The sequence below is a fragment of the Streptomyces globisporus genome, assembly GCF_003501885.1.
Classification (GTDB): domain Bacteria; phylum Actinomycetota; class Actinomycetes; order Streptomycetales; family Streptomycetaceae; genus Streptomyces; species Streptomyces globisporus_D.
Genome location: NZ_QWFA01000224.1, coordinates 1 through 13,034 on the forward strand (window position 1 = coordinate 1; position 13,034 = coordinate 13,034).

Consider the following 13,034-nt stretch of genomic DNA (forward strand, 5'->3'; position numbering starts at 1 on the left):
GTACGCGGCTGCGGTGGGCGGGTGTGCGGGGGGTGGTGGACGGGTCCTATGACAGCCCCTAGGGCTTGGGACAGGCGTCCGTACGCGTCGGCCTGCCGAGTCGGTACGGGCCGACGCCCTCAGCCGTAGCGGCCCGCGAACCAGGCGTCGGCGGCTTCCGTGTGCAGGGGGAACGCCAAGGGCCGGGGGCCGTACAGGATCTCGTAGCCGGACGTCTCGTCGGTGGGGGCCGACGGCGGGAGGCTCGCGATGGGGCGGGCCGGGAGGAGGCCGAAGACCAGGAGGTGGCCGGCCGTGTCGCTGAGGACGTCGGCGAGCCGGACGTCCTGGGCGGCGGCCTCGATACCGGTCTCCTCGCGGAGTTCGCGGGCCACCGCCGTACGCCAGTCCTCGGCGTGGTCGATGAACCCGCCGGGCAGGGCCGCGCCGCCCTTCTGCGGCTCGATGGTGCGGGTGATGACGACGAGTCCGGTGGCGTTCGGGCCGTCGACCGGGAGCAGGGCCACCGCGACGGGGAGCGGGTTGCGGTAGGCGGTGGTTCCGCAGTGCGTGCAGGTGCGGGGCCAGGCATCGGCGGAGCGGAGCGCCGTGTACGGGGCGCCGCAGGTGCCGCAGTGGGAGTCCCGTACGTACCGGGGCGGCGGCTGCTGCGGGGCGGACGGGGAAGGGCGGTTGCCGGGTTCGGACACGGCCGGACTGTATCGGACGGGTTCTTCCGCGCGGGCCGCCCAGCTGATAGACGGTGTGCCCATGACAGGAATGCGTACCGCTCTGCGTGCCCTGGCCGTCACGGCCGCCGCCCTTCTCGCCGCCACCGCCCTCTCCCCCACGGCGCAGGCGCGTCCCGAACCGCGAGCGCCCGAGGAGTTCGTGGCACTGCGTTCGGTGGATCCGACGATCATCCAGGAGATGCGCTACACCACGGCGCACACCTTCATGGGTGAGCGAGTGGACGGGTACCGGCAGCCGGTGTGCATCCTGACCCGGCCCGCCGCGCGCGCCCTGCACCTCGCACAGAAGCGGCTGTTGCGTCAGGGGTATTCGCTGAAGGTGTACGACTGTTACCGGCCGCAGCGGGCCGTGGACCACTTCGTGCGGTGGGCGAAGGATCTCGACGACCAGTCGATGAAGGGGGAGTTCTATCCGCTGGTCGACAAGTCGCGGCTGTTCGAGGACGGTTACATCGCGGAGAAGTCCGGGCACAGCCGGGGCAGCACGGTGGACCTGACCCTGGTCCGGCTCCCGGCCCTGCCGACCCGGCCGTACCGTCCGGGCGAGCGGCTGACCCCCTGCTTCGCGCCGAAGGACGAGCGGTTCCCCGACAACTCGGTGGACATGGGCACGGGTTACGACTGCTTCGACACCCTCTCGCACACCGACGATCCCCGGATCCAGGGGGCTCAGCGCGCCAACCGGCAGTTCCTGAAGCGGACGTTGACCGAGGTCGGGTTCGTGAACCTGCCGGAGGAGTGGTGGCACTTCACCTACAAGCCCGAGCTGTTCCCGGACACCTACTTCGACTTCCCCGTGGATCGTAGGTCGGTGGGCAGGCACTGAACGGAACGGGCGACCGGGACCACCCCCGTGGGCTCCGGCCGCCCGTTCTTCATCTCGGACGCGTAAGGGGCGTGTTCGGTTGCCGATCGGGCAGCTACGGTGCCCGTATGTCACAGCAGACGTTCGAAACGTACGAGGAATTCTGGCCGTACTACGTCGCGATGCACTCCCGGGCCGCCACCCGCTGGGTCCATCTGGCCGGCACGCTGACCGGACTCGCGCTGACCGCATACGGGCTCGCGCGGGGCCGGAAACGCTATCTGGCGGCCCTGCCGCTGATCGGGTACGGCACGGCGTGGCCCGCGCACTTCCTGATCGAGAAGAACAACCCGGCCACGTTCGGGCATCCGGTGTGGTCGCTGCGCGGGGACGCGCAGATGATCCGGACGATGCTCGCGGGCCGGGACGCGGAACTGGCGGAGACCGCGGCGAAGTGGTCGGCCGAGCACGGGGAGGACGGGCTCGGCTGAGACCTCCCCGGCCGGACCCCTCGCCGGTCACGGACGCCCGTGGCACACTTCTGACGTTCCGTCAGGTCCAGTGCCGGGAGGGGCTTTGTCGCGCACGCGTACACCCGTGGTGGCCGGTTGGTTCACCGAGGACGCCACGGAGGAGGATTTCCGGCTGTTGGGCACCCGCTGCTCCGGCTGCCGGACGGTCCACTTCCCCCGGGAGGACGGCCACTGCCGCAACCCGCTCTGCTCCGGCGGGAAGTTGGAGGAGACTCCGCTGTCGAAGCGGGGCACGGTGTGGTCCTGCACCGACGGGCGCTACCGGCCGCCTCCGCCGTACGTCAGCGACCCCGACGCCCCCTGGTCGCCGTACACACTGGTCGCCGTCGAGCTGGACGCCGAGCGCATGGTGGTGCTGGGGCAGGCAGCCCCAGGGGTGAGTGTGGCCGACCTCCCCGTGGGCTCGGTGGTGGAAGTGGTACCGGGCGTCCTGGACGAGGACCGCGCGACGGGCACCGTGCACACGACCTGGCACTGGCGGCCCGTGCCGACGGACGGGGACGCCTCATGAACGGCGACGTGGCCGTCCTCGGCGCCGGGATGCACCCGTGGGGCAAATGGGGGCGCGGCTTCGTCACGTACGGCCGGATCGCCGCGCAGGCCGCGCTCTCGGACGCAGGCATCGGCTGGCCCGAGGTCCGGTCGGTGGTCGGCGCGCAGACCGTGCGCGGGGGCTATCCGGGGTACGTGGCGGGGGCGACGTTCGCCCGGGCACTCGGGTGGCAGGGGGCGCGGGTGGCGTCCGTGTACGCCGCGTGCGCGTCCGGCGCGCAGGCCATCGACACGGCGCGGGCGCAGATCCTGGCGGGCCTGGCGGACGTGGTGCTGGTGGTGGGGGCCGACGCGGCACCCAAGGGGTTCTTCGCCCCGGCGGGCGGGGAGCGGCCGGACGATCCGGACTGGCTGCGCTTCCGCGTGCTCGGGGCGACGAACCCGGCGTACTTCGGGCTCTACGCCCGCCGCCGCATGGCCCTGTACGGGGACACCCCGGAGGACTTCGCGCTGGTCAAGGTGAAGAACGCGGCGGCGGGGGCATGCAACGAGTACGCCCGCTACCGGACTCCCGTGACGGCGGAGGAGGTTGCCCGCTCGCCCGTCGTCGCCGATCCGCTGCGGCTGCTGGACATCTGCGCCACGTCCGACGGGGCGGCCGCGCTGGTGCTGTGCAGCATGGAGTTCGCACGGCGGCGCGGGGTGCGTGATCCGGTGCGGATCCGGGCCGTCTCCACCGTGACGCCGACCTTCCCGAGGACCGTCCCGGACCTGCCGGACATCGGCACGGACTCGGCGGTGGCCGTGGACCCGTCGCCCGAGAGCTTCCGGGCCTCGATCGCGCGGACCGCGTACGAGGAGGCGGGGATCGGGCCGGAGGATCTCTCGCTGGCCGAGGTCTACGACCTGTCCACGGCACTGGAGTTGCAGTGGTACGAGGACATCGGGCTGTGCGGCCCGGGCGAGGGGGCGAAGCTCCTGCGCTCGGGGGCGACCGCGCCGGGCGGCCGGGTTCCGGTGAACGCGAGCGGCGGTCTGGCCTCGTTCGGCGAGGCGGTCCCCGCCCAGGCCGTCGCACAAGTCTGCGAGCTGACAAGGCAGCTGCTGGGGCGGGCCGGTCAGCGGCAGGTGCCGGGCGCGCGGGTCGGCATCACGGCGAACCAGGGTCTTTTCGGGCACGGCTCGGCGGTCGTGGCGGTCCGCTGACCCACAGGAGCCGGCACGGCTCGGCGGTCGTGGCGGTCCACTGATCCACAGGAGCGTCTCAACAGGTTTTCCCTGTCCTTGACTTGACTGCTCGTCACCGCAGCAGAACACTCGGGACCCGGCGCGCCGGGCGACGTGCGGCTCGTACCCCTGTCGGCGGGGGTACGGGCCGTACGCGTACCGGGGACCGGGCTCGCTCCCCGGCTCAGGTGGCGACGACGGGCTCGCGGGCCCGTGCCGCGCGCTCCAGGGCGTGTTCCACGACCGCGACCAGGACGTCACGCACGGAGGACCGGTCGCGTGCGTCGCAGACGAGCAGCGGGACCTCGGGGTCCAGGTCGAGGGCGGCCCGTACGGTCTCGGTGGGGAACCGCTCGGCGCCCTCGAAGGTGTTGACCGCGACGGTGAACGGGATCCGCCTGCGTTCGAAGTAGTCGACCGCGGCGAAGCAGTCCTCGAGACGCCGGGTGTCGGCGAGGACGACCGCGCCCAGGGAGCCCTGGGCCAGCTCGTCCCAGAGGAACCAGAAGCGGTCCTGGCCCGGCGTGCCGAACAGGTAGAGGACCAGGTCCTCCCGCAGCGTGATCCGCCCGAAGTCCATCGCGACCGTGGTGGTCGTCTTGGCCTCGACCCCTGCCAGATCGTCCACCGGTCGGCCCGCCTCGCTGAGGCGTTCCTCGGTGCGCAGCGGTCTGATCTCGCTGACCGCGCCGACCGCGGTCGTCTTGCCGACGCCGAACCCTCCCGCCACCAGGATCTTCAGGGTGACGGGCTCGACGGGCCGCTGCTTGACGCGGCTAGAGCGCCCGAAGGCCATTGATTACCTCGCGAAGAATGTTCACGTCCGGCAGCTCGGCCGGTGGAACGGGACGGGTGACGTGCACCAGCTCGTCCTCGACGAGATCGCCGACCAGGACCCGTACCACCCCTACGGGGAGGTCGAGTTCGGCGGCGAGCTCGGCGATCGACTGGGGTCTGTCGCTGCAGCGTTCGACGATCGCCACGTGTTCGGGGGCGAGCGTCTGGTCCCGGCCGGGGTCGTCGGCGGCCGGTTCCGGCACGACGAGCGCGATCAGGTCGAGGCGGTGACGGGAGGCGCTGCTCGTCCGCCCCCGGGTCATCGCGTACGGGCGGACCACCGGTCCCGCGTCCGCGTCGTACCACCGGGAGGCCTGGGGGTCGACGGTCCCGTCCGGGGATCCGGGGCCGGTGCCCCGGGGGGAGTCAGCGCTCATGCCCGCCACGCTCACCCTCCGGCGGGCATACCGGTCGTCCGTGGGGCGTTGGCCAGATGGGCCCCCACGCGCTTGACCATCAGCGTCATCTCGTACGCGACCTGGCCCACGTCGGAGTCGGCGTCGGCCAGCACGGCGAGACAGCTGCCGTCGCCGGCCGCCGTGACGAAGAGGAACGCCTCGTCCAGTTCGACGACGGTCTGGCGCACCCGGCCCGCGTCGAAGTGGTGGCCGACGCCCTTGGCGAGGCTGTGGAACCCGGAGGCGACGGCGGCGAGATGCTCGCTGTCCTCGCGGGTCAGGTCCGCCGAGGCTCCGGTGGCGAGTCCGTCGCTGGAGAGCACCAGCGCCTTGCGGATGCTGGCGACGCGCTGGACGAGTTCGTCGAGCAGCCAGTTCAGTTCGCCCGAGCCGTGGCGGGCGGGGTTGTGTGCTGCGGCGTTCGGTGCGGTCATCGACCGTCCCCTCCCGGAGTGGTTCCTGGTGCTGTGCCACCGGGGCCGCCGGTGTTCGCGGTGTCCTCGGCGGTTTCGGTGGTCGTGGTGGACGCGGTGTTCCCGGTCGTCCCGGTGTTCTCGGTGTTCTCGGTGGTCCCGGCGTTCTCCCGGCGGCCGCGCTGCCAGCCCCGCTGGAGCGAGGCCATGCGGTTGCGTACCTCGTCCGCGTCGCGATCGGCGTCGTCGAACGTGTCCACGGGCGCCCGCTGCACCGTGCGCTCCACGGAGTCCTCACGGAGCTGGCGGGCGAGGCTCGCCTGCCGGACCCGCCGGGGCAGTCCGCCGATGGTGTCGGGCCCCGCTGGGGCGGCCGGCGCCGGGGCCTCCGCGCGCCCGGGCCCCGGCGCGCGGGGTGGCTCGGGTGCGGGCGACGGCTCGGTCGAGCGGGACGGGCGGGTGGTGCGGGAGGCGTCCGGTGCACGGGAGGCGTCAGATGTGCGTGTGCCGTCCGGCGTACGGGAGATGCCTGGTGCTCCGCGGTGGGCGGCGGCTCGCACGGTCCATGGCGCGTCGGCGGTACGGGGCCCGTCGGCCTCCTCGGGGGCGCGGTCCGCGGTGTGCGGGACCGGGCCTGTGGCCTTCGCGGGGGGCTTGTTCGCGTCGCCGTCCGCCGCGTCGACCCGGCGGCCCCGGTCGGTGACCAGCGTCGGCGGGGTGCGGCGGGGCAGCGGTACGGGCCCGACGGGGCGCATCGGGCGGACCTCCGCCGAAGGCTCGTCGCCGTGGTCGCGGGCCTGCTGGTGCTGGTCCCGGTCGGAGTCCCGGCGCGGGCGGCCGCCGGGCCTGTCGCGGCGGGGCTCGCGGTCGCCGTCGCGGCGCACGTCCCGGGCGCGGAAGATGCCGCCGCGCTCGCTCTCGGTGTCCTCCAGGTCGGATACGCCGTCCAGGACGGGCCCGAGGGCCGGGTCCAGGGCAGGATCCGGTGAGCGGTCCAGTGGGTCGCCGGCGAAGTCCAGCGGGCCGACCGGGGCTTCCAGCTCGACCGGCCCGTCCAGGACGCCCGGTCCGAGCCCGGTGGGCACCGGCGACAGGACCGCGGACCTGCCGTTGACGCGGCGCTCTCCGCCCGGGGCCGCGCCCGGCGCGCCCGGTGCCGGCTCGGGGTTCCGGCCACTGCCGATGGCGCGCTCGGCCCGGCGGTCCAGGCGGAACCCGGTGCCGTGGGTGTCGGGGGCGTCGGTGAGCAGGGCCGCCGGGATGAACACGACCGCGGTGGTGCCTCCGTACGGCGATTTCTGCAGGGAGACCCGGACGTTCTGGCGCTGGGCGAGCCGGCTGACGACGAAGAGGCCCAGCCGGTCGGTGTCGGAGAGCTCGAAGTCGGGAGTCTCGGCGAGCCTCAGGTTGGCGTCGAGGAGGACCTCGGGAGCCATGCCGAGACCGCGGTCGTGGATTTCGAGCGTGAAGCCGTTGGAGACGCGTTCGCCGTGCACCTGGACCGCGGTGTGCGGGGGTGAGAAGACGGTGGCGTTCTCCAGGAGTTCGGCGATCAGGTGGGTGAGGTCGGCGACGGCGGGTCCGCCCACGCCGATCCGCGCCAGGCGGCGGACCTCGATGCGTTCGTAGTCCTCGACCTCGGCGACGGCGGCCCGCACCACGTCCATCAGCTGGATGGGCTTGCGCCACTGGCGGGAGGGGGCGGCGCCGGAGAGGATCACGAGCCCTTCGGCGTGCCGTCGCATACGGGTGGTGAGGTGGTCGAGGCGGAACAGGTCGGCCAGTTCGTCGCTGTTCTCGGTGCGGCGCTCCATCGCGTCCAGCAGGGTGAGCTGGCGGTGCAGGAGGACCTGGTTGCGGCGGGCGAGGTTGACGAAGACCTCGGAGACGCCCCGCCGCATGTCCGCCTGCTTGACCGCGGCCTCGACGGCGGCCCGCTGGAGAGTGTTGAGCGCCTGGCCGACCTGGCCGATCTCGTCGGGTTCGTAACTGAGGTGCGGGGCCTCGGTCTCGACGTCGACCTGTTCGCCCGCGGCCAGCCGGCGCATCACGCTCGGCAGCCGGACGCCGGAGACCTCGTGGGCGTCCTTGCGCAGCCGGGAGAGGTCGCGGACGAGTTCACGGCCGATGCGGACGGAGACGAAGACCGAGACGATCAGGGCCAGGAAGCCGAGGACCCCGGCGATCCCGGCCTGGGCGAGGACCCGGTAGGCGGCCGGTTCGGCACGGTCCTGGAAACGGTTGCCCATCTCCGTGGAGTCGCCCGCCAGCCGGTCGAGGACGGGCACGGCAGCCTCTTCCCAGCGGTCGGCCTCGACGGCGCCGGGTCGCTTCGTCGGCCCGGCCTCGATCAGGGCGTCCTCGGCGGTGCGCAGCGGTTCGGTGTCGGGGCTGCCCCAGAACTGCTCGACGCGGCGGCGTTCGTCGGCGGGGAGGTTCTCCAGGCTGACCTCGTAGAGCAGCTCGCGCTGCGCCACGAGGCCGGATATCTGGCGCAGTTCGGCGGTGGTGAAGCGGCCGGCGATGAGGCCGGAGGCGATGAGCGCGTCCTCGCGCGAGAGCATCTCCCGGGCCCGGGAGACCCCGACCAGGGCCCGCATCTGCTTGTCCATCGACACGTTCTCCAGGGTGTGGAGTCCGTTGAGGAAGCGGTACGAGGGGTCGACGAGGCCGTTGTAGAAGTCCAGTGCCTTGGCGCGGCCGATGGTGCGCTTCTCGACCGATTCGCGCAGGGCCTCCAGCCCGTCGACGGCGCTCAGGATCGCGTCCAGGCGGCCGCTGTCGGCGGCGCTCAGCGAGTCCCGGACGTCCTGCGCCCGGGCGTTCTCCCTGACTTCGGCCACGATGCGGTCGGTGGCGGCGCGTTGGCCCATGAGGACGGGCAGCGCATCGGAGGCCCGGGGGTCGGCCAGGAAGACCAGGGTCTGCCGTCGCTCGTCCTGGACGGCGCGGACGGCCTCCTCCAGCGGTTCGCTCACCTTCTCCACGATGGATCCGGCGCTCATCAGTTCGTCGGCCTGGCGGCCGGTGATGTAGGTGGCGAAGACCCAGAGGCCCGTGAGGGAGACGAGCGGCACCAGCAGCAACGCCACGATCTTCCTGCGGATGGACTTCCCGCGAAAGCGCATGGCCTCCCCCAGATCGGCCCCGCACGGCGACAGCGGGGGTTGTCTTCTCCGTCAATAAACGGCGCGAGCCTACTACTGACACAGAGACAACTCGAAGACACGTCCGGATGATTTTCAGCCGTCCACCCTGGAGTTGATCATGAGTTGTCCCGGTTTTCCCGGAGATGAAATTCGCGAAAGCGACAGAGGGCACCGGCCCGACTCCTCACCACCGGCACGTATCAGTTGGCTGGAATTCTTCGCTCCGTGACCTTCTGTGCCCTGCGCGTGCTTTTTCAGGGGAATCTTCGGGACGGGTGGTTCGTCCATATGTACGGGGTAGGCGCACGGTGGGGTCGTGCGCGGCAGGACGGACGTGTTGCGCCCGCGTAGAACCGGCGCAAGCCGGGCAGCCACCCTGAAGTCGGACAGTGGCGGGGAGTTGAAGACCTTGAGTACGCAGGAACGCGGGAGCGCCGGAGCATCGGCTGCCGCGCGGACGGAAGCCGCGGAGGGGGCACGGGTCCCGCGGCAGTTGTGGGTGGAGGAGCCGGCCTCGAAGCGGCGGATGCCCGACGCGGTGCGGACGGCCGCCGTGCGCGCCGTTCTGATCATGTCGCTGACGATCATCCAGGCGATGGTCGCCTTCCTGAGCACGTTGACCGGCTCCTGGCTGGCCTTCCCGATGGTGCTCAGCAGTGTGGCCAGCACAGTGGTCGCCACCTGGGCAGTGCTCGACGTCTGGGTCACCCGGCAGGTGTGGAACCAGCGCAACGGCGTCGTGTCGGTGCCGAGCAGCACGGCCCGTCAGATACGTCGTGAGCGGCGCCGGACCCGCCGGGCCGAGCGGGCGGCCGAGCGGGACGGCACGGGCGGTGGCATAGGCGGCCGCCGGAACACCGGCGGTCTCTCCCGCGCCTGAGCGGGTACTGCCTGCGCTCGAACGACCGGCGGCCGTTCCGGTCCGGCGGGCCGCCGTCGGCTGCTCCCGGCCCGGCGGTTACGCCTCGGGCTCCGGGATGGCCGGGGGCTCGGCGGTGGTCTGCTCGTTCCGTTTGAACATCCGGGTCGCCGTGATCTCGCCGTGGACCGTCTCCCCCTCCGGGTCCTGCTGCGGCAGCCCGGGCCGCAGATGCTCCTCCACACTGATGTACTTCAGCCCGGCCCTCAGGTCGGCGTCGTTGCGCAGCCGGATGACGAGGGGGAATTCGGCGAGCGCGGTCGTGTCGAACAGACCGGTCGTGTACAGCAGTTGTACGCCCAGCGCGTCCGACACGGCCCGCTGCAGCTCCAGCAGATACGTGGCGTTGGCGCGGCCGATCGGGTTGTCGAGAAACAGGGTGCCCGCGTGCCGGTGGCGGTCGCGGCCCCGGTCGTTGCTGCGCAGGGCCGCCATCGTGCAGTAGAGGGCGATGGCGGCGGTGAGCAGCTGGCCCCCGGAGAAGACGTCGCCCATCTGCCCTACCGGGACGCGCTCGGCGCGCAGCACGGCGTCCGGCTTCAGGATCTCCACCGCGATGCCCTTGGGCCGCAGGGCCGCCTCGACGCCCCGCAGCAGCAGGGACATGCCGTCCCGCCGCAGATCGGAGTTCTTCTTGAGGGCGGCGCTGGTGGCCTCGTCGATGACCTCGCCGAGGCGTTCGGTGAGGGTGGCCTGGTCGGGTTCCTCGAAGCGGATGCGCAGGAATTCCTGCCCCGACCACTCCCCCAGTCCTTCGGGGAGCTGGGAGAGCCGCTGGGCGGAGCGCAGGGTGGTGAGCGCCGACTCGACGAGTCCGCGCAGCCGGTCGACGATCGAGTCGCGGTTGCGCTCCAGCTGGACCAGCTCGTCGGTGAGGACACGCAGCCGGGGGGCGAAGGCGTCGGCCCACTTCTGGGCGTGCTCGGGCAGCGCGGAGGCGGGCAGTTCGCGGATCTGCTGGCGGGCGGGGGTGCGGACCTGTTCGTACCGGGTGGAGTTGGCGTGCCGGACGAGGATGTCGCTCGCTTCCCGGACGGCGCTCTCGGCGGCCGAGAGGTCGGCGTTGCAGCCGCGCAGGGAGCGGCGGGACTCGGCGGCGGACTGCCGGGCCTCCTCCAGACTGCCGGGGTACGGGTCGGGGTCCTCGGTGCCCTCCTCCACGCCGTGGTCGCGCAGGAGGTCCCGCAGGAGGGCCGCGGTCTCGTCGAAGCCGCCGGCGGAGTCCTCGGCGGTGCGGTGGGCGTGCAGCAGCTCGCTGTGGGCGGCGCGGGCGGTGTCCAGGGTGGCGGTTGCGTCGGCCAGTTCGGCGTTGGCGGTACGCAGGAGGGCCTGGGCCCCTTCGGCGTCGGCCGGGACCAGGTCGTCCGGCAGCTCGGTGTGGTGGGGGCGTTCGTCGTCGGGGGCGAGCCGTTCGGCCTCGCCGCGCAGCCGTCCCAGGTGCTCGCTGGCGGTGGAGGCGCGGGTCTCCAGGAGTTGGACGTGTGCTTCGGCGCGGGCGGCGGCGGCCTGGCGGGACGGTCCGTCGGCTCCGTCGGTGCCCTCCAGGAGCTGGGCGGCGCGGGTGCGGACCTTGTTGGTGAGGCGGTCCAGCTCGGCCAGGGCGGCGCTCTCGTCGCTCTCGGCGCGGGCCTGTTCGGCGCGCAGGTCGGCGCCGACGCCGACCTTCTCGTACAGCTGGGACGCGGCCCGGTAGGCCTCGCGCAGGGTGGGCAGGGCGGTGCGGGCCTTCGACTCGTCCTCCTCGGGGAGGACTTCGGGGACGCCGGCGATCTCGGCGCGCTCGGCCCGCAGGGCGCGGGCGGTGCGGCGAGCGTCGTCCCCGGCGCGCTGGGCGGCGCGGCGGTCCTCGTCGGCGGCGCGGGCCAGGTCGAGGCAGACGGCTGCGCGGGCCTCGGACTCGGCGGCCTCGTCGACCAGTTCGCGCAGGCGGGCCTGCCAGCCGGAGCGCTCGCGGAGCCGGTGGGCGAGTCCTGCCAGGGCGTCGGCGGCGCGGCGGGCCCGCTGGGCGGCCTCCTGGCGCTCGTCGCGGACCCGGGCGGTGTCGGCGGCGGCCTCGTCGGCCTCGGCGCGGGCGGTGCGGGCCTCGGCGAGGACGGCTTCGGCGCTCTCGGCGGCCGTACGGGCGGTGGCGGCGGCCTCGGCCAGTTCGGCGAGCATGCCGGGCGGGCAGTCGGCGCGCCAGGAGCCGATGCGGGAGGCGAGGGCGCGGTCGCCGGAGAGGCGGGCGGCCAGCGTCCTGATGTCCTCGTCGCGGGCGGCGGCACGGCTGCGCAGCGCGTGGCGCTCCTCGTCGGCGGCGTGTTCGTCGTGCATGGCCGGGTTCGGCGGGACGAGGAAGACGCCGTCGCTCGCGGACTCGGAGCCGGTGCCGGGAGCCGGGACGGGGGCGAGGAGAGCGGCGGCGGTGCCGACGGCCACGGCCGAGCGGGGCAGCAGAGCGGCACCGGCGAGGACTTCGCGGGCGCGGGTGTGGGCGTCGGGGTCGGTGATGACGACGCCGTCGACGAGTTCGGGGCGGGCCGCGAGGACGGCGGCGTGGTCGGCCGGGTCGACGGCCTGCGCGAGGTAGCGCCAGCCGGGCAGGGCGGGGATGCCGTGCTCGCCGAGATATTCGACGGTGGCCAGGACGTCGGGGCCGGGCGGCAGCAGCCCGCCCTCGCCGAGCGCGCCGAGGATGCGGGCGTCGTCGGCGGCGGCGGTGCGCAGGTCGAAGAGGCGGCGCTCGGCGGCGGCGACGGACTGGTCGAGGAGGTCGCGCAGTTCGTCGGCGCTGCGGTCGAACTCCTCCGCGGTCAGGGGCTGCTGGGCGGTGGCCTGGTCGGCGAGGGCGACAGCGCGGTCCGGGGAGGCGTCGGGCACGGTGCCGGTGCCGTCGCCACGGTGGCCGGTCGTCGTGGCGTCGTCGCCGGTCGGGGTGGTGCGGGCGGTGCCCTGGTCCGGGCCCGGCCCCTCGTCGCCGGACTCCCGGCGGGGGTGCGGGACGCCGGTGCCCGAGGGCAGGCCGAGCAGGTCCGCGAGGCGGGGGTCGGCGGCGATCGACGCGGCGGTCAGGTACTCGTCCTCGTAGCTCCGCTCCGCGGCCTTGGCCCCGTCGGCGGCGCGGGCGGCAGCCAGTTCGGCGCGGCTCTCGGCGGCGGCCGCCTCGCGGGCGGTGTCGGCGGCGGAACGGGCGGCTTCGCGGGCGGTGTCCCAGGCGACGACGGCGGACTGTTCGGCGTCGCTGGCGGCGAGGGCCGCGCGGGCGGGGTCGGCGTCGGGCGCGGTGTCGTCGAGCCAGCCGGCCCGGACGGCTTCGGCGGTCTCCTGGCCGACCTCGGCGAGGCGCTGGCGCAGGTGTCCGGCCTCGCTGCGGGCGCGCTGGGCCTCGGTGGCGGCGACCGTGGCGTCGCGGTGGGCGCGTTCGCCGGTGGCCTGGAGGGTGTCGGAGCGCTCCTCCTCCTCGTTGGCGAGGCGTTCGCCCTCCTCGGCGGCCCTGTGCAGGGCGCGGACGAGGTCGGTGGCGGCGGCGGAGCGGGCGGCGAGGGCGGGGG

11 protein-coding genes are annotated in these 13,034 nt (G+C 73.6%); 5 read left to right on the plus strand and 6 right to left on the minus strand.

The annotated features are described in order from the left end of the window. Positions 1-119: 119 nt before the first annotated feature. Positions 120-689 (minus strand): NUDIX domain-containing protein, encoded by a 570-nt coding sequence (locus D3105_RS29715; RefSeq protein ID WP_118906021.1) that lies wholly within the window; start codon positions 687-689, stop codon positions 120-122. 70 nt (positions 690-759) lie between these two features. On the opposite strand from D3105_RS29715, the gene D3105_RS29720 reads away from it, so the two are divergent. The 4 genes from D3105_RS29720 (at position 760) to D3105_RS29735 (ending at position 3,767) form a co-directional block, all read left to right on the plus strand. Next, the gene (locus D3105_RS29720) at positions 760-1,557 is read left to right on the plus strand and encodes a M15 family metallopeptidase (protein WP_118906022.1); all 798 of its coding nucleotides are present in this window, start codon (positions 760-762) and stop codon (positions 1,555-1,557) included. A gap of 107 nt (positions 1,558-1,664) precedes the next feature. Then, complete coding sequence (locus D3105_RS29725; RefSeq protein ID WP_118906023.1) at positions 1,665-2,027, plus strand: DUF962 domain-containing protein; 363 nt, start codon at positions 1,665-1,667, stop codon at positions 2,025-2,027. A gap of 85 nt (positions 2,028-2,112) precedes the next feature. After that, positions 2,113-2,580 (plus strand): Zn-ribbon domain-containing OB-fold protein, encoded by a 468-nt coding sequence (locus D3105_RS29730; RefSeq protein WP_240647068.1) that lies wholly within the window; start codon positions 2,113-2,115, stop codon positions 2,578-2,580. Next, positions 2,577-3,767, plus strand: coding sequence for a lipid-transfer protein (locus D3105_RS29735; RefSeq protein WP_118906024.1), 1,191 nt, complete (start codon positions 2,577-2,579; stop codon positions 3,765-3,767). Before D3105_RS29730 ends, D3105_RS29735 begins: the two co-directional genes overlap by 4 nt. Before the next feature lie 205 nt (positions 3,768-3,972). Here the strand turns inward: D3105_RS29735 and D3105_RS29740 are convergent, their stop codons facing one another. From D3105_RS29740 to D3105_RS29755, 4 genes are read right to left on the minus strand one after another with little or no spacing between them, the layout of a single operon-like run. Then, complete coding sequence (locus tag D3105_RS29740; RefSeq protein ID WP_118906025.1) at positions 3,973-4,584, minus strand: GTP-binding protein; 612 nt, start codon at positions 4,582-4,584, stop codon at positions 3,973-3,975. Further along, a complete protein-coding gene (locus D3105_RS29745; RefSeq protein ID WP_118906029.1) occupies positions 4,565-5,002 on the minus strand; it encodes a DUF742 domain-containing protein in 438 nt (145 codons plus the stop codon). Before D3105_RS29745 ends, D3105_RS29740 begins: the two co-directional genes overlap by 20 nt. A gap of 11 nt (positions 5,003-5,013) precedes the next feature. After that, on the minus strand, positions 5,014-5,457 hold the full coding sequence (locus D3105_RS29750; protein WP_030589400.1) for a roadblock/LC7 domain-containing protein: 444 nt from the start codon (positions 5,455-5,457) through the stop codon (positions 5,014-5,016). After that, positions 5,454-8,564, minus strand: a complete 3,111-nt coding sequence (locus tag D3105_RS29755; protein WP_118906026.1) for a sensor histidine kinase — start codon at positions 8,562-8,564, stop codon at positions 5,454-5,456. Before D3105_RS29755 ends, D3105_RS29750 begins: the two co-directional genes overlap by 4 nt. 547 nt (positions 8,565-9,111) lie before the next feature. Here D3105_RS29755 and D3105_RS29760 point away from each other — a divergent pair. Continuing rightward, positions 9,112-9,465, plus strand: a complete 354-nt coding sequence (locus tag D3105_RS29760; protein ID WP_118906030.1) for a hypothetical protein — start codon at positions 9,112-9,114, stop codon at positions 9,463-9,465. 78 nt (positions 9,466-9,543) lie between these two features. Here D3105_RS29760 and D3105_RS29765 read toward each other — a convergent pair. Continuing rightward, positions 9,544-13,034: hypothetical protein (locus D3105_RS29765; protein WP_118906027.1), on the minus strand; the 3,491-nt coding region annotated here is incomplete at its 5' end.